This window comes from Ensifer sp. Root954 (genome assembly GCF_001429005.1).
Taxonomy (GTDB): Bacteria; Pseudomonadota; Alphaproteobacteria; order Rhizobiales; family Rhizobiaceae; genus Ensifer; species Ensifer adhaerens.
Map to the genome: position 1 here is coordinate 80,954 of NZ_LMJM01000053.1, position 17,156 is coordinate 98,109.

Consider the following 17,156-nt stretch of genomic DNA (forward strand, 5'->3'; position numbering starts at 1 on the left):
ACGCCGAGGAAGACCGCGGCGAGCAGGATATTTTTCATGATTTTGTTCCTCGTTTCGATCCTCGAGATGCGGGCATCCGGAGGAAAAACTTGAGATCATAAGAGCCACACTCCGTTCGTTTCGACCCGGTGAGCAGCATGATGGATTATATGCAGCAGACTGAGGGAACACTGCGCTTCAGCATCAATGCTCCCTTCGGACGGACTCTACATGGCGTCCATGCCCTTGATGGCATTGTCGAGATGCGACGTGCATTTCTCCACGTCGTTCGCCATCATGGCATCTCTCGCCATGGTGAGTTCCTTGGTGGACTCGATCTTTTTTGCGCCGTCGGAGATTTGCGCGACTTGCTGTTCGGCCTTAGCGATTGAAGCTTCATCGCAAACGACCTTTTGCTGTGCCAGAGCGGGGCTGGCAAATGCCGCGATGAGGGCGAAAGTAGCAATCCGTTTCAGCATTTGTATGTACTCCATTGGGCCGATACGACACCGGCGTTCACCGCGATTGAACGGCAAAACGGGTCGTTCTGTTCCGTTGATAGCGGGCCGAAAAGCGAAGTTTTTTCAAGGAACATCCAAGCGTTTGGTGCGTTAGGAGCGCGTGCAACTGTGGGTCTAGATGTGCGCTTTTTATGGGCTTTTGGCCGCCTTGAGAGTGAACAGCGAGCGCGGGTGCCGGTGCATAGGACGGAGGGGCTTTGCGCGCTAGTCTTGTGGGTGGTCGTCAGGGGCGAAGATGCTCCCCGTCTCATCGCCATCCCAGTAGGTGACTTTCGACGCGTGAACCTTGATCATTAAAAGACCGGGGGTGTCCACGCCTTGGGGAAACCATCTTTCAAGCTCGCTCATCCAATGCTCGGCAAACGTCTGCTTGTCACCCACGAGCGAAGCATTCCCTTCGATTGCAATGAAAATACCGGGTTTGCCGAGAAGGCTCGGACGAGCGGTGTAAGTCAGGGCTACCTTCGGATCTGCCTTGATCTCGGTGATTTTTTGTGACTGCTCAAAGCAAAAGAACCAGGTGTCCCCCCTATAGTCCACGTCGCCATTGTTGCTCATTGGTCGACTGGAGATGGTTCCGTCTGCCCTCTTTGTCGAAAGCATGCCGAAGTCGATATTCTTCAGTTCGTTGGAGATGTCGTTGAGCGTCAAAGTCATCGTGCACTCCCGTTGGCGTTCAGGTCCTAACCGCGAGAGCACAAACAGGTTCCTTGACACCGCCCTGGCGCACGTCGTCGGTCACGGTTCGCTGAAACCGGTCGCGGAAACACGGGAGCGACCTGCAGGATCGTTGCGAAAGATCAGTCCACCCCGCGCCTTCGATCGCGCAGGCACGTAGTCAAGCGTGATCTCCGCGGTCTCTATGACATTATCGTTGTCGGTGATTTCGCCACGTACGACGACGGCGGCCGCCGTTCGGTCGGCTGCATTGTTAACATCGAACATGACCAGATATCCGCCAGCACTCCCCGCGCTGCTGACGATCGTCACCGAGAGGTCCGGAGGCCCATCGGCCTGGGTTGCAGCCTGATAGCTGATCCAGCCAATAAGCGCCGTGATCAGGATGGTGGAAACCGCACCGGTCGTCCATTCGATCCAATGCGCCCGACGATTTTCAACGGAGCCTGGTTTCGGGGACTTTGCCATCACGTTACCTACAGAATGAGGCGCGCTGCGGCTGCGCCGATTGCGCTCGGGAAGGCGAGGACAGCCGTGGCGACAATCGCTTGTGTTGGATCGAGGCCGTCCAGCCGATGAAACGTCCATAGGCAATAGAGGCTGATCGCGAATGCGATGACGTAACCCGGCGTTGTGAAGCGGATAAGGGCATGCCAGCCAGGTGTGTTCTCATCGAGTTCATGGCCGCCTATGAAAGACAGGGCGTAGACGAAGCCATGCATCAGCAGGATCGACGCCAAGATTGCGGCAATGGCGTGCCACAGCGACATCTTAAAGGATATCAGGATCATTTCTTCGGTTGGGGCGACGTTGAGACCGAGAAACAGAGCCCCAACGACCATCATAAAAAGTTCGCCACCGTAACCATCGCCCCGCGTCTCGCCGATCGGATCCTTCTCGTCCTCGCCGCTTTCGGTTCGTGTCCCCAGTTCGCTGCGGCCGAGCAAGGCGCCAATGCTGGCTGGGACCGCCTGAATGGCGATCATTCCAAGCACTTCCGGCAGGGCCTGGCCAATCTTTAGGACGCCAATCATGAAAAGAACAAAGGCACTCGCCGCGATACCCAGGCAGTATGCAATGCTTGCGTCTCGCAGCGCTTCGCGCCACGTCGATACATTTTCAAAGCCGATCCGACGCGCAAGGAGGACAAGCAGCGGAATGTTGACCAAAAGCAAAATAAGCAGCCGGTCGCGGTCGATGTAGAGGCCGAGTTCCCACATTTCCATCGTGAGGAACATAGGCAGCGCAAAAAGCAACGCGCCGGCGAAGCCGCGTGCGAGGCCCTTCGCGAAGCGGCCATGGTCAAAATCGGCCCGCGTCCCGCCCTTGGTCATCTTTCCCTCTCAAGGTTGCTGTCGGCCTCGCAAGGACGCGGCAGCATTTCTCTGACAGAGGTAACGTCGAGAGACAGCGCAAGTTCCTGATGTCCAGCCGGCCGGTCCAGCCCCTCAATGTCGGCGTTTCCTTGCTTGCATCGATCAAGTGCACATCGAACCCGTTCAGCCGTCCGCACTCCGGTGATCGCGACCGGCGCGTAGCGACTCATGCTTTCGTTGCTCAGGGCATTGGAACAATAACAACGTCCACGTCTTTCCACGGGGTTGGTAGCCCTTGGGAAAGGGAATGTTCGTGAAGTTGGAGCAGTAAGCTATGCCCTTGGGTTCTTTCGACAAGGCGGGGAGTGAAGATATCTTGCGAGCGAGGCTTGCGGCCATTGTGGAGTCGTCCTTCGACGCCATCGTCAGCAAGGATCTCGATGGTACCGTGCGAACCTGGAACGGCGCAGCCGAACGCATGTTTGGCTACTCAGCCGAGGAGATGGTCGGGCGATCAATCCTGACGATCATACCCACTCATCTTCACGACGAAGAGCGAGATCTGCTGCAGCGCCTGCGCAAAGGTGAAAGGATTGAACCGTTCGAAACCGTCAGGCAGCGCAAGGACGGCAGCTTTGTAACCGTTTCGCTGACGATCTCCCCGATCCGCAACTCCAAGGGCCGCATCATCGGAGCATCCAAGGTTGCGCGCGACATCACATCCGCAAAGGACCGTGAAAGGCGAATTCGCCTGCTGCTGCGGGAGGTCAACCACCGGGTCAAGAACCACTATGCCATCATTCTTTCGATGATCCGGCAGAGCAGGAGCGAAGAAACGGAACCTGCGGTTTTCCAGAAGGACCTTGAAAACCGCATATGGGCCCTTTCGGCATCCCACGACCTGATTGCGTCGGCAGATTGGCAAGCAACAGATCTAAGAGGCCTGGTTGAAAAGCAGATCGCAGCGTTTCATGCTGAAGCGTTCTGTCAGCTTTCTGGCCCGGGCATCGCGCTTGCCCCAGCTGCAATCGAAAATCTTGGGATGGCGATCCACGAGTTAGCCCTTCATTCGTCAAAGGGCGGCGTATTGCGGTCGCGTGCCGGCACGATTTCAATTACCTGGGCGCTGGCCACTTCCCCGGCAGGCCTTGCCTTTTCGATGTCTTGGGATGAGCACCCTGGCCCTGAAGGTCGCGACTATCAGTTGCCGCGCTCGGGTTTTGGCGCGGTCGTGCTAAAGAGGACAGTGCCGCAGGCCCTAAACGCCAAGGTGGAATCCGTCCACGGAGACGGATTTGCCCGGTGGCGGTTGGTCGGGCCCGCGGACCGCTTCCTGGAGTGGCCGCGCTTCTCTCTGTGAAATCACTGCAGTGACCACCGTGCACTGTCACCAAAATGTGACAGGCGGTGCCTGGCGAGAATGAGGTGGCGGCAGGGAGATGGAAAAAGAACGAGGGAGCCATAGTTAGAGCTCGCAAATTCAGCATTCCGCTGTTTAGCGGGAAGGTTTTGGGGGCAGACGGGTGAACAAACGGCCTGTTATTTCAAAAGTTTGTACGCTTCGGCGGGCAGGTTTGATAATGCAACATAGAATCAGCGCGAATCCGTCAGGGCTGGTCGAATTCCGACTTCGGCAGGAACCGCCGCTGAACCAGAACGTCTTCGCAATCCAGCCACGCACCGTCAGCACACGGTCGCTGTTTCCACTCAACGCTTGCTCTTTCCTCGGAGTCTGAATGTCCGCCACCGCAACCAGAAGATCGAGCTTGAGTTCGCGCTCGTTCCGCGCGCTTTTGGGCCTAGAAGCGGGCGTGGCCCTCGGCCTGGCAGGCACCCTCTTCTTTTTTGTCGCAAGCAGCGTCGTTGCCTATCTCAACCTGGAGGCCCTGCAACGGGGCAACGAGAGGATTGTACAAACCCACGTTGCCATTGTTTCTCTCGACGAACTGCTGTCGCTTGTTCAGGATGCCGAGACCGGTCAGCGTGGGTTTTTGTTGACCAATAGTGGGGGCTACCTTGCCCCCTACAACGCGGCAGTTCGCGCCATTCGGCCAAAACTCGATCAGATCGGTCAACTGACTGCGAGCAATCCGGGCCAAAGTCAGCGGCTGGTGGCTCTCAGGCAACATGTGGACGCCAAGCTCGCGGAACTCGGGGCGACCATCGATCGGAGACGGGCCGACGGTCTTGAGGCGGCGATTGCGATGGTAAACTCCGATCGCGGCAAGATCGAAATGGATGCCGTCCGCGCGCAGATTGCGGCCATGTCGGGCGCTGAGCTGGAAGTGCGCCTTGATCGATTGGCCGAAATGGAGAATGCGCAGAAGACTGCGCGGCTCAGCACTCTGCTTTCTGGTCTTCTCGGAATTGCTTTGACAGCAGCAATCGCCCTCCTCATTCGCAAGGCCACGATCGTCCGCCGAAGGGATGAGTGGCTTCAGGCTGGTCAGGTCGGGTTGGCGTCGGCGATGATGGGCGATCAGTCGATCGAGCAGCTGAGCAAAAGTATTCTCGACTTCCTGGCGCCTTACGCAGGCGCCATTGCCGGTGCGATCTTCATTCGCGGTGATGGTTCGTTCCAGCGGGCTTGTAGTCGTGGCGTTCCGCCCGAGGCGAACTTGCCAATGACGGTTCGACCCCGCGAAGGCCTCTTGGGTCAAGCGGTTGCGGAAGGGGGTTCAATCGTCGTCGACGATGTCCCGGATGGTTACCTGGCCTTCGGTTCCGGGCTTGGGATGGACAAACCACGCCATCTCGCGATCCAGACCGGAAAGGTCGATGGTTCAGTGAATTCGGTGATCGAGCTCGGCTTTCTTGGGCCAATCGACGAGACCATCGTCACCTTTCTTGACCGCGCATCGGAGGCTATCGCGATTGCCGTGAAGGCAGCGACCTATCGCGGCCAGCTTCACGACCTGCTGGAGGAAACGCAACGGCAGTCCGAAGAGTTGCAAACGCAAAGCGAGGAGCTGCGCGTTTCAAACGAAGAGCTTGAAGAGCAGGGGCGGGCGCTGAAGGAATCTCAGGCGCACCTCGAGCAGCAGCAAATTGAACTTGAGCAGACCAATGCTCAGCTGGAAACACAAGCCCAGCGGCTTGAGGCTCAGCGCGACGAGCTGGAGCGCGCGAACGTATCGATATCGGCCAAGGCGAAGGAACTAGAGCAGGCAAGCCAATACAAATCCGACTTCCTTGCCAATATGTCCCACGAGTTGCGCACGCCGCTGAACTCTTCCTTGATTTTGGCCAAGCTGCTTGCGGACAATCCCGACGAAAACCTGACTGAGGAGCAGGTGAAGTTTGCCAAGACGATCCAATCCTCGGGCAATGATCTCTTGAACCTGATCAACGATATTCTCGATCTCTCCAAGATCGAGGCCGGGCATGTCGAAATCCGGCCGGAAACCGTTTCGCTCGAGCGACTGGCCGGCAACCTTCGTCAGGTGTTTCTGCCGCTGGCGACCGAGAAGAAACTCGGGTTTTCCGTTGAACTTGCTGAGGAATGTCCGCTCACTATCGAGACCGATCCGTTGCGGCTTGAACAAATTCTCAAGAACTTGCTTTCAAATGCAATCAAGTTCACCGAGACCGGCAAGGTCACCTTGGTGATTGGTTCGGTTGGCGAGGGCAAGGTTAGCTTCTCCGTCAGCGACACCGGAATCGGAATTGCACAGGAACATCAGCGGGCGATCTTCGATGCCTTCCACCAGGCCGATGGCACAATCAGCCGTAAGTATGGCGGCACCGGGCTCGGCCTTTCCATCTCTCGGCAACTGGCGCGGCTTTTGGGCGGAACGATCGTGCTTCAAAGCCAGGCGGGACGGGGTAGTACGTTTACCGTTACCATCGGGGAACGGTTCGATGTGGCCAAGCCGACAGCTCTTGCGCCAAGTCCAGGAACGCTCGCAACGACGGTCGCGGCGCAAAAGGCAGGTACGGTTACGCCCAGGCCGATCCGCCGGATCGACGACGACCGAGATGTTCTGACAAATACAAAACGCGTGCTGCTGGTAATCGAAGATGATGACACTTTTGCCGGCATCGTGCGTGATCTGTCGCGGGAAATGGGCTTCCAGGCAATTGTCGCGGCAACCGCCGAAGAGGCGCTTTTGCTTGCGAAGGAATTCATGCCAAGCGCCGTCGTGCTCGATATAGGGTTGCCGGACCAATCGGGCCTCGCCGTCCTCGACCGGCTGAAGCATGATGTCTTGACCCGTCATATCCCGATCCATGTCGTGTCGGGGAGCGATCACGCCGAGAGTGCCTACTCTCTCGGGGCTGCCGGTTATGCCATCAAGCCCGTCAATCGAGAAGAACTGTTGAAGGTTCTGCAAAAGCTCGAGGCGCGGTTTACGAAACAAATGCATCGCGTCCTGGTCGTCGAGGACGATCCGGTGCAGCGCGAAGCGGTGGCAAAACTGATCGGCACCCAGGACGTCGAGACGGTGACCGCCAGCACCGCCGCCGAATGCCTTGACCTCCTGAAGCACCAGACTTTCGACTGCATGGTGCTTGACCTGTCGTTGCCTGACGCGTCGGGATATTCGTTGCTGGAGACGTTGAGCTCACAGAGCGCTTATGCCTTCCCGCCTGTCATCGTCTATACTGGACGCGAACTCTCGGCGGATGACGAGCAGAAGTTGAGGCGCTTCTCGAAGTCGATCATCATCAAGGGGGCAAAATCCCCCGAGCGACTGCTCGATGAAGTGAGCCTGTTCCTGCATCAGGTGATATCGGAACTGCCGGACGAACAGCAAAAGATGATCCGCAAGGCGCGCAACCGCGATGCGCTGTTGGAGGGGCGTCGCATTCTCGTGGTGGAAGATGATATCCGAAACGTCTACGCGCTAACCAACATTCTTGAACCGCGCGGTGCGATCGTCGAGATCGCGCGCAACGGCCGCGAGGCACTGGAGGTTCTCGAAAAAGCTTCATCTGGCCCCGGGCGCCCGATTGAGCTCGTGCTGATGGACGTCATGATGCCTGTGATGGATGGTTTGGTCGCGACCGCTGAAATCCGAAGGAACCCGACTTGGAAGAAGTTGCCGATCATTGCGCTGACCGCCAAGGCAATGCCGGACGATCAGGAGCGCTGCATTGAGGCTGGGGCGAATGATTACATGGCCAAGCCGCTGGACGTCGACAGGCTGCTGTCGCTGGTGCGTGTATGGATGCCCAAATGAGCGAAGCCACCGCCGTTGAAAAGGTAGAAGACATCGAAATCCGGTTGCTGCTGGAAGCACTGTTTCTCAAATACCACTATGACTTTCGCAACTATGCGATGGCCTCGATCAAGCGCCGCCTGAAGAAGGCGCGCGAACAACTGGGGTTCGATACTTTCTCGGCGATGCAGGAGGGACTTCTGCACGATCAGGCAATGCTGCCGCAATTGCTGCGTTTTCTAACCGTCCAAGTGAGCGAGATGTTTCGCGATCCGAGTTACTTCCAGGCGATCCGGGAAAAGGTCGTTCCCCACTTGAGGACCTACCCTTCCTTGAAGGTGTGGATTGCTGGCTGCAGCAGCGGCGAGGAGCTTTATTCGCTGGTTATCCTGTTTCGCGAAGAAGGCCTCGAAGATCGAACGATCTTCTATGCCACTGACATCAGTCATGAAGCGCTGGAGGCGGCCGAGGCCGGCGTCTATGCACTCGACAGGATACAGCTTTTCACCGAGAACCATCGCAAATCGGGTGGAAAATCATCGTTGTCGGACTACTATCAGGCGGCATACGGCAAGGCGCTGTTCGATAAGACCTTGCGCCGCCATGTCGTGTTTTCGGATCACAGCCTGGTGACCGACGCCGTTTTTGCAGAAATGCACCTCATATCGTGCCGAAACGTCATGATTTACTTCGACCGCGCGCTTCAGGACCGCGCGGTGGGTCTTTTCAAGGACTCGCTCGCTCGCAAAGGTTTCCTCGGGCTCGGCGCCAAGGAGAATTTGCGCTTTTCCCTTCATGCCGATGCGTTCACGGATTTCGTGCGTGAGGAGAAGATCTACCAAAGGCGTGTCGAATGACGCCAGCAAAAGCTCAAGCGGTGATCATTGGCGCTTCGGCGGGGGCTGTCGAAGCACTTTCGGCAATCCTGCCGGCGTTGCCGCGAAGCTTCCCGTTACCCGTGATCGTGGTCGTTCACGTTCCATCCGACAGGCCGAGCCTTATGGTCGACCTGTTTCGTGCAAAGTGCCGGTTGCCTGTCGAGGAGGCCGAGGACAAACAGTCGCTCGAGGCCGGCACGATCTATTTTGCACCGCCGGACTATCATCTGCTCGTTGAAACGGACAGGAACCTGTCCCTTTCCGCTGATGAGCCTGTCCTCTTCTCCCGCCCGTCAATCGACATACTTTTCGAAAGTGCTGCCGATGCCTTCGGGCCGGATCTTATCGCGATTGTCCTGACCGGCGCCAACCGAGATGGGGCAGCCGGCCTGGCGGCTGTCCACAATGCAGGCGGGACGGTGATCGTGCAAAACCCCGAAGGCGCTCACGCTCGCGCCATGCCGGAAGCTGCAATCCAATCATGCCCGAGCGCCCTCGTCCTGTCGCTCGATGCCATTGCCGAATACTTGAAAGAGGTCTGAGAACAACTATGGAGCCCGTCCCGTTTCTACTGGTCGATGACCTCGAGGAAAATCTCATATCGCTGGAGGCACTGCTCCGCCGAGACGATCGCCTTCTCATGAAGGCGCGGTCCGGCGATCAGGCGCTTGAGATCCTGCTTCGACAAGACGTGGCGCTCGCGCTTGTCGACGTTCAGATGCCGGGTCTGGACGGTTTCGAACTTGCCGAGTTGATGCGCGGCAACGAACGCACGCGACACATTCCCATCATCTTTGTGACGGCGGGTATTGCAGACGGCCGACGCCGTTTTCGCGGCTACGAGGCTGGCGCGGTGGACTTCATCCAAAAGCCGATTGAACCGGACGTTCTGTCAAGCAAAGTCGACGTGTTCTTCGAACTGTACCGGCAAAGGCAGCAACTCGCCGCTCAACGAGATGAACTCGCTGCCCAGGCGCAGGCGCTCAAGCAGGCAGCAGAGCACAAGGATATTTTGCTGCGGGAAATCAATCACCGCATCAAGAACCTGTTCAGCCTCACCGCCGGGTTGATCTCGGTGAGCGCCAGGCAAGCCACAACCGTTTCCGATCTAGAGGCTGATCTACGGTCGCGGCTACACGCACTGTCTCGCGCCCACGAACTTACGCTGCCCGACCTTGTCGGGGAGGACGATCGCGGAGATATTGCGACGACGGTTGTGGCTCTGTTGAAGGCGATCGTTGCGCCACACGACCACGCTCACGGCTCTCGAATCCTGATCTCCGGAACGGACGCTCCCCTCGGCGACAAGGCACTGACGTCAATGGCGCTCCTTCTGCACGAACTGACCACCAACGCTGTCAAGTATGGTGCCCTTTCCGGCCCTGCGGGGCAATTGAGCATCGACCTTTCGACTTTCGACGAAGAACTTCACGTCAAGTGGAGTGAACACGGATCACATCCGTTGTCCGAGAGCTCCGAAAGGACGGGATTTGGAACAACGTTGGAGAAAGCGGCAATCTTGGGATTGAACGGATCGCTGGCGCGAAATTGGCGGACAGATGGGCTTTGTCTGGCGCTCCGCATCCCGCTAGCTAGTCTAAAAAACTGATCGGTCCCCGCAAGGACGCTTGACGCACTTTTGTTTGTGGTGTGCTGGCATAAAGCTGCTAATCGAGCAGTTTACCGGGGTTAGTGACCATTCCCGGTTGCTCCTAAAATCGGTACTCGCCGATGTCCCATTTAATAGGTTAATCGCTCATTCTATAAGGGCGCGCGACCAGAGATATTCATTCGCCCTGCGGACGGGACTCGACGCTGCTCGGGCTTGAATTCCGGTCTGCCTGCCACACCTAAACTTTACCCGGGCCTGCGGAAATATAAACGCTCGTTGTCGCAGTCCCTATTGAAACCGAGCCCGTACGGGCTCGTCCCAGCGGGGCGCATATGAGCCAACGTGAACCTGCCGACGACACGCCCTGGATTAAGAAGGCCGACGAGTTGGAGGCGCTGTTCCAATTGACGGACGGACTATACCGCGCAGAGTCCGACACCGATGCTTTCGATGCGACATTCGATGCGATCGAGCGGGCGCTGGGGTGTTCGCGGGCTTCGATCCTGCTTTTCGACCGCCACGGAGTGATGCGATTCGTCGCTTCCCGCGGGCTCTCGGAGGACTATCGTCGGGCAGTTGATGGACACTCGCCGTGGAAGCCGGGAGATCGAGATCCTATTCCCATTTTCGTAAGCGACATAGAGCTTTCTGACGAGCCTCAGGCGCTCAAGAACGCCATACGAGGGGAGGGTATCCGCTCCCTCGCATTCATTCCTGTGACCGTCGATGGCATCGTGGTTGGCAAATTCATGACCTACCGCGACGTCGCTCACGTCTATACCGCTGACGAAGCCACCCTGTGCCTCACTATCGCCCGGCAACTCGGATTCAGCATCGAGCGGAAGCAATCGGAAGAGGCGCATCAACGTGCCGAAGAGGGACTTCGCCGCACCAATGAACGGTTGCGTGTCATCCTCGACAGCGCGAGCGAATATGCCATCATAACGCTCGACGCCGACGGACGGATCGCAAGCTGGAACAGTGGCGCTGAACGCCTTTTGGGCTATCTCGACAGCGAGGTCCTTGGTCTCTCCGGCAGTATTTTCTTCAGTCCTGAGGATCGAGCCTTGGAAATCCCACAACAGGAAATGCGAACCGCGGCCGAAACGGGACGTGCCGCGAACGAGCGTTGGCACTATCGCAAGGATGGCTCACGGTTTTGGGGCTCAGGTGTCATGCTTCGTGTTGAGGAGAGCGGGCCTGATCGCTACCTCAAGATCTTCCGGGATCGAACAGAGGAAAGAAGGGCGGAGAAGAGGCAGAAGCTCTTGGTGGGAGAGCTCAATCATCGGGTGAAGAACACCCTGGCTACCGTGAATTCCCTCGCGGAGCAAACATTGAAAAGCTCCGAAACGCCCGAGGCGTTCGCCCAGGCTTTTAACACTCGTCTGCTCGTTCTTGCCAAAGCGCACGACTTGCTTACGCGGGAGGCTTGGCAGGCCGTAAACCTGAGCGATATCGCTCAAACGGTTCTTACCGCTTGGATTGAGGACGGGCGCGTCTCGATCCAAGGCGCTGCGATCCGCATCGATCCGAAAAAAGCTCTGGCGCTTTCCATGGCGTTCAACGAGTTGCTGACCAATGCGATCAAACACGGTTCACTTTCGAACCAGGTTGGTCGGGTCGCATTATCATGGCAATGCCAGGAGGTATGCAGCATTCTTTGGGAGGAGCGCGGCGGACCTCCGACGTCTGAACCGGACCGCCAAGGGTTCGGTCTACGGGTTCTAAACCGAGGCCTAGCCCACGAACTCGGATATCCGGTCGAACTGCGGTTCGAACCGGATGGCCTCACATGCACAATGAGCATGGATTTCAGTAGCAAACAGCCCTCGGGAGCGCAGTAAAGTTGACATTTTCAACAACATTGGCGGGACGTCGAGTGCTCGTCGTTGAAGACGAAATGCTGGTGGCAATGTCAATCGAGGACACTCTGCTTGCGGCTGGAATGCAGATTGTAGGCCTTGCTCCGACTGTGGATCGGGCGCTGCAATTACTTAACGACGCGACGAAAATCGACGTCGTCGTGCTCGACATGAACCTCCAGGGACACAGCGGGCTTCCCGTGGCTGACGCGTGTTCTCAGCAATCGATTCCGTTTCTTGTCCTAAGCGGATATGGGACGTCGGCCTTGCTTGGGACCAGCCACACAGCCCCAGTTCTCTCCAAGCCGTTTTCGAACTCTGTCCTGGTGGAAGCGCTGGACGCGGTACTTGAGCAGAAGAACGGGGAGGCATCTTCATCCGTGTGATCAGAATGAATGCCCTGCCCCGAGATCAACATCAGAGTAGCCTGCCCGTCCTTTCGGCCTCCTCTGGTGCGATTGCCTAACGTCATTTGGCGCGATGGTGGCTCTTGGCCTGCACCGGCTTACAGATCGGCAATGTCGCCCTGCTCGCTGACGGGGGGGCGTCTGTTTCCATGACCGTCGCAGGCCACTCCAAAAGAAGGCCAGCGCAGCTCCGAGCTCCGTCGACGTCATCGAGGAAGGATCTACAATCTGTGTGCCATCGACACGAATGATCGTCACTTGGACTCGGGCCGTCGCGGATCGGAGCGTCAACGAAGGAGCGGAAACTAAAACCGTTCCAGCATCTTCTTGAGAGTTACGTTCTGCGCACGGAGTTGTTCCCCCAGCAGTTTTCGGAGGCGGCTGTTTTCCGCATCAAGTGAAACCAACTCTTCCAAGAGCATCGTTGGCGCCGATCTCGACTCCAGATCCGACTGTTGCTCTGTAGGTTGCGAAGCGGTCCTCGGGGAGGGGCGGGGAGGATGCTTCCCGCTGGCGCGTTTCGGTAAACCGCGGGTCCTGGCGACAGTGAGCGGGCCGATTGCGGTCTCGCGAGCTTCATCAGCGACATTGGAAATTAAATGCGCCGCAGCGACCTGGTCAGCCACCTCATTCGCCGGCTCGGGCGCCGTGATCACGGCCGGTTCGTCAACAAAACTCGGGACATGAGCATCGGAGGCGGGATCAATGCCGCCGTCGGCATTCAATTCTTGACGGCCGAACAGATGAGCCGCTTCGTTTTCAACCTCGCGCGCAAGGGTCTTGAGATCTGTGTTGCCCCAGATCGAACCCGCTTGCACTTTTGGCTGACGGCGGCCGGACTTGAACTCAACAACGAACCTGCGTTGTGGCGTTTTCATATAGTTTGAACCCAATGTAGATCGACGTGCTGCGGCATGATCGGCTGCACAACGTCGGGTGCAACCTCGCAAATCAGCCGCCCGCCAAAGGAGCGGTGGAGCCACAGCGCTCAGCGCGTGGCTTCTCCGGGCCTCAATCTATGCCAAGCCTCTTGCGCAGGTCGGCATTCTCAGTGCGCAGTTTTTCCGCCAGGAGTTTTCGCAGCTTCTGGTTCTCGGCGTCGAGCTTCACCAGTTCGGCGAACTCGTCGCTGGCCGACGCGGGCTTTTTGCTCGTCTTATCATCCGCCTTTAAGCTACCCTTCCAATTATAGTAGGTCTGCTCGGATATTCCTGCGCTTTTAATCGCATCTTTGATCGTGCTCGTGCCGTCTGCGACCTGGGCCCCGATCTGCCTCAGCTTCTCGAGTTTATCTTGTTCGCTGAACTTACGGGACTTGGTGGGTTGCGTTGATGCTGTTGCCTTCGAAGTCGCCCGTGTGGTTTCCCCAGCCGCTTTCTGACGCTTCGTCGCGCTTCGCTTTGCTCGCTCGGGTGTGTGCACAGTCGTTGCGTCCTCCGCAACCAGGGTGGTTGGCGTCGTGTTTTCGTCAGGCATGAGTGATCCCTTTTTTATGGTCGCCCTTTTTTCAACCGAGTGAAGACCAGAGTCAACATTACTTGCCGGTCGATTTTTGGTGCCGATCCAATAGGGTATACGGATTGGCTAGATGTTTTCCATGCCGGAACAGCTCGACGTTAGACCCGAGGGTCGAGATCGGCGTTCGCCAATAGGGCTTCCATTGCACTGCTGGCTCAACGGTTGTCGATGGGGCGGCGTAGCACTTCCCCATCGACAACAAGGTTCAAATTGCGTGTATTGGCATCTGCACTCATCTTGCCTTTGCTTTGCCAAGGACAGATGTGACGGCCTCGACCGCCGCTTTCACCACAACATTGGCCTCATCCTTTGTGAGGCAAAGCGGTGGCGCAAAGCCGAGGATATCACCTTGCGGCATGGCCCGCCCGATGACGCCGCGCTCAAGCAGGGCAGCCGCAACTTGCGGGCCGATCTTCTTTGCCGGATCGAAAAATACCCGGTCGTCCTTATCCTCGACGAACTCAATTGCGGCCATCAGGCCATCGCCACGTATTTCGCCCACATGTCTGTGGTCAGCGAGTGCCTTCGTCAGTTCGGAGCGGAAATAAGCGCCCGTGCTGTCGGCATTTTCAACCAGGCCCAACTGGTCGATCAGTTCGAGGTTGGCGACCCCCGCGGCCGCACAGATCGGATGGGCGGAATAGGTCCAGCCATGGCCGATCGCGCCCAGTTCGTCAGATCCTTGCACCAGCACCTGCCACATCTTATCCGATACGATCGTGCCGGAAAGCGGCGCGTAGGCCGAGGTCAGACCCTTGGCAATGGTGATGAGGTCGGGCTTCATGCCGTAGTGGTCCGATCCGAACATGGTGCCGAGGCGGCCGAAGCCGGTCACCACCTCGTCTGCGACGAGCAGGATGTCGTATTTTTCGAGCACAGCCTGGACCTTCTGCCAGTAGCCCTTCGGCGGCGGCACGATGCCGCCAGTACCGAGGATCGGCTCGCCGATGAGGGCGGCGATCGTCTCCGGTCCTTCCGCAAGGATCATCTCCTCGAGCTTGTCGGCGCAATATTGCGAGAACTGCTCTTCATCCATCGAGCGATCGGGGCGTCGGAAGAAGTAGGGTGCTTCGGTGTGCAGGATCGGCGCGCGCGGCAGGTCAAAGGCGTTGTGGAATAGATGCAAGCCGGTCAGGGAGCCCGTCATGACGCCGGAGCCGTGATAGCCGCGCCAGCGGGAGATGATCTTCTTCTTTTCCGGCCGGCCAAGGATGTTGTTGTAGTACCAGATCAGCTTGATGTTGGTCTCGTTGGCATCGGAGCCTGAAAGACCGAAATAGACGCGGCTCATGCCCGCCGGCGCACGATCGATGATCATCTTGGAAAGCGTGATCGACGCTTCCGTACCGTGGCCGACATAGGCGTGATAATAAGCAAGGTTCTTCGCCTGCTCGGCGATCGCGTCTGCGATCTTCTGCCGGCCGTAGCCCACATTGACGCAATAAAGGCCAGCAAAGGCATCAAGGCTCGTCCTGCCGCCGGTGTCGGTAATATACACACCTTCGCCGCCGCCGATCACCCGGGTCGGTGTTTCACCACGCGCATGCATGCCCATATGCGTGGAGGGGTGGAAGAAGTGATCACGGTCCCAGGCGCTGAGTTCGTTGCTTTTTTCGAGCATGGTCTTTCCTTTCGCGTATGAAATGTGGCGCCTGCGCTCAGGCGGCCGTATCGATGCAGAGATATTTGAGTTCGGTGAAGGCCTCGATGCCGTGGCGGGAGCCTTCGCGGCCAAGGCCCGACTGTTTCCAGCCGCCGAAGGGGATCGGTCCACCGGTGATCTTCACCCGATTGATCGCGACCATCCCGTACTCCAAAGCCCGTGCAAGACGCATCTGGCGCGCTCCGTTTTCGGTGACGACATAGGCGACGAGGCCGTACTCGGTGTCGTTTGCCCGGGCGACTACTTCGGTCTCGCAGTCGAAGGCGGTGACCGCGGCAACCGGGCCGAAGGTCTCCTCACGCATGATCAGCGCATCGTCCGGTACATCCGTCAAAAGGGTCGGCTCGAAGAACAGAGCGCCTGTCTTGTGGCGCTTGCCGCCCGCCAGCAGCTTTGCGCCGCGCTTCAGCGCATCGGCGACCTGTTCTTCCACCTTGGCGATGGCACGCTCGTGCATCAGGGGGCCGATCTCGGCGTCTGGTTCGAGGCCCGAGGCAACCTTCAGCGCTTCGATGCGAGCCTTGAAGGCCCGCGTGAAGTCCGCAAGTGCAGGGCGCTCGACATAAATGCGGTTGGCGGCGAGGCAATCCTGCCCGGATGTGGCGAACTTCGCCGCCATTGCGATGTCGGCAGCCTTCTCGATGTCGGCATCGGCAAAGACGATCAATGGTGCATGGCCACCGAGCTCCATCACCATCCGCTTCATGGTGTCAGCGCACTGGCCCGCAATCAGCTTGCCGATCTGCGTCGAGCCGGTGAAGCTCATGGCGCGAATACGCGGATCGGCATTCATGCGGCCGACGATCGTGGCGGCATCGCCGGTCACCACATTGAAGACGCCCGCGGGAAGCCCAGCCCGCTCGCCAAGTTCGGCAAGGGCGAGCGCTGAAAGCGGCGTTTCGCTGGAGGGATGCGCAACGACCGTGCAGCCGGCGGCAAGGGCAGCTGCGGCCTTCCGGGTGATCATGGCTGAGGGGAAGTTCCACGGCGTCACGATCCCGACGACACCCAGCGCCTCGCGCCGCACGATCATTTCGGCGCCGGGCAGATGGCTGGTGACGCTTTCCGCATTCAGCCGCTTTCCTTCCTCCGCGTACCATTCGACGAAGGAGGCCGCGTAGTCGATTTCACCGCGCGATTCGGCGAGTGGTTTGCCCTGTTCCAGCGTCATCAAGAGCGCAAGGTCCTCGCGCGCCTCCAGTATCAGGTCGTGCCACTTGCGAAGAATCGCGGAACGCTGCTGCGGCAGCATGCTGCGCCAGGCGGGCAGTGCGTCACTCGCCGCCGAGATGGCTTCTGCGGCCTCATCGGCACCAAGGGCTGCGACCCAGGCAAGCGTCGCCGACGAGGCAGGGTCCGTCACCTTGAAGCTTGCGCCGTCGCGGCTAGCAATCCAGCGCCCACCGACATAGGAGAGCTCCCTTAAGAGGTGCGGATCGGCAAGGCGGGCAAGCGCGTCGTGAAAGGTCGTGCGGGCAAATACGGCGGTCATGGCAGCCTCCTCTTGGTGTCTGGAGGAAGTCTGCCAGAGGGCGAGGGACAGATTGTCCATTGCCG

15 protein-coding genes are annotated in these 17,156 nt (G+C 58.4%); 7 read left to right on the plus strand and 8 right to left on the minus strand.

Annotation, left to right across the window (positions count from 1 at the left end; genetic code table 11):
- Positions 1-206 precede the first annotated feature (206 nt).
- The 4 genes from ASE71_RS34240 to ASE71_RS34255 all read right to left on the minus strand — a co-directional run bounded on the left by ASE71_RS34240 (position 207) and on the right by ASE71_RS34255 (position 2,512).
- Positions 207-458 (minus strand): hypothetical protein, encoded by a 252-nt coding sequence (locus ASE71_RS34240; protein ID WP_060517355.1) that lies wholly within the window; start codon positions 456-458, stop codon positions 207-209.
- 246 nt (positions 459-704) lie between these two features.
- Positions 705-1,157: a pyridoxamine 5'-phosphate oxidase family protein gene (locus ASE71_RS34245; protein ID WP_060516688.1), complete on the minus strand. Its 453-nt coding sequence runs from the start codon at positions 1,155-1,157 to the stop codon at positions 705-707.
- A gap of 81 nt (positions 1,158-1,238) precedes the next feature.
- A complete protein-coding gene (locus tag ASE71_RS34250) occupies positions 1,239-1,646 on the minus strand; it encodes a TIGR02588 family protein (protein ID WP_060516686.1) in 408 nt (135 codons plus the stop codon).
- Positions 1,647-1,654: 8 nt separating this feature from the next.
- Entirely contained in the window at positions 1,655-2,512 is an 858-nt protein-coding gene (locus ASE71_RS34255) for a TIGR02587 family membrane protein (RefSeq protein WP_060516684.1), read from the minus strand.
- A 316-nt stretch (positions 2,513-2,828) separates the two neighbouring features.
- On the opposite strand from ASE71_RS34255, the gene ASE71_RS34260 reads away from it, so the two are divergent.
- The 7 genes from ASE71_RS34260 to ASE71_RS34290 all read left to right on the plus strand — a co-directional run bounded on the left by ASE71_RS34260 (position 2,829) and on the right by ASE71_RS34290 (position 12,397).
- Positions 2,829-3,854 carry a PAS domain S-box protein gene (locus tag ASE71_RS34260; RefSeq protein WP_060516682.1) on the plus strand — a complete coding sequence of 342 codons (1,026 nt, stop codon included), beginning with the start codon at positions 2,829-2,831 and terminating at the stop codon, positions 3,852-3,854.
- Positions 3,855-4,230: 376 nt separating this feature from the next.
- The gene (locus ASE71_RS34265; RefSeq protein ID WP_060516680.1) at positions 4,231-7,677 is read left to right on the plus strand and encodes a response regulator; all 3,447 of its coding nucleotides are present in this window, start codon (positions 4,231-4,233) and stop codon (positions 7,675-7,677) included.
- Complete coding sequence (locus tag ASE71_RS34270; RefSeq protein WP_034794888.1) at positions 7,674-8,513, plus strand: CheR family methyltransferase; 840 nt, start codon at positions 7,674-7,676, stop codon at positions 8,511-8,513. The genes ASE71_RS34265 and ASE71_RS34270 overlap by 4 nt, the downstream gene beginning before the upstream one ends.
- Positions 8,510-9,076 carry a chemotaxis protein CheB gene (locus ASE71_RS34275; RefSeq protein WP_060516673.1) on the plus strand — a complete coding sequence of 189 codons (567 nt, stop codon included), beginning with the start codon at positions 8,510-8,512 and terminating at the stop codon, positions 9,074-9,076. Before ASE71_RS34270 ends, ASE71_RS34275 begins: the two co-directional genes overlap by 4 nt.
- An 8-nt stretch (positions 9,077-9,084) precedes the next feature.
- Positions 9,085-10,143 carry a response regulator gene (locus tag ASE71_RS34280; protein WP_060516671.1) on the plus strand — a complete coding sequence of 353 codons (1,059 nt, stop codon included), beginning with the start codon at positions 9,085-9,087 and terminating at the stop codon, positions 10,141-10,143.
- 335 nt (positions 10,144-10,478) lie between these two features.
- A complete protein-coding gene (locus ASE71_RS35505; RefSeq protein WP_060516669.1) occupies positions 10,479-11,993 on the plus strand; it encodes a sensor histidine kinase in 1,515 nt (504 codons plus the stop codon).
- A 2-nt stretch (positions 11,994-11,995) separates the two neighbouring features.
- Positions 11,996-12,397 (plus strand): response regulator, encoded by a 402-nt coding sequence (locus tag ASE71_RS34290; protein WP_200949868.1) that lies wholly within the window; start codon positions 11,996-11,998, stop codon positions 12,395-12,397.
- Between the two features lie 326 nt (positions 12,398-12,723).
- Here ASE71_RS34290 and ASE71_RS36155 read toward each other — a convergent pair whose 3' ends face one another.
- From ASE71_RS36155 to ASE71_RS34310, 4 genes are all read right to left on the minus strand, one after another.
- Positions 12,724-13,296, minus strand: a complete 573-nt coding sequence (locus ASE71_RS36155; RefSeq protein WP_063891210.1) for a hypothetical protein — start codon at positions 13,294-13,296, stop codon at positions 12,724-12,726.
- 133 nt (positions 13,297-13,429) lie between these two features.
- The gene (locus ASE71_RS34300) at positions 13,430-13,894 is read right to left on the minus strand and encodes a transposase (protein ID WP_060516660.1); all 465 of its coding nucleotides are present in this window, start codon (positions 13,892-13,894) and stop codon (positions 13,430-13,432) included.
- A gap of 274 nt (positions 13,895-14,168) precedes the next feature.
- Entirely contained in the window at positions 14,169-15,557 is a 1,389-nt protein-coding gene (locus ASE71_RS34305; protein WP_060516658.1) for an aspartate aminotransferase family protein, read from the minus strand.
- A 37-nt stretch (positions 15,558-15,594) separates the two neighbouring features.
- Entirely contained in the window at positions 15,595-17,091 is a 1,497-nt protein-coding gene (locus tag ASE71_RS34310) for an NAD-dependent succinate-semialdehyde dehydrogenase (RefSeq protein ID WP_060516656.1), read from the minus strand.
- Between the last annotated feature and the right edge of the window lie 65 nt (positions 17,092-17,156).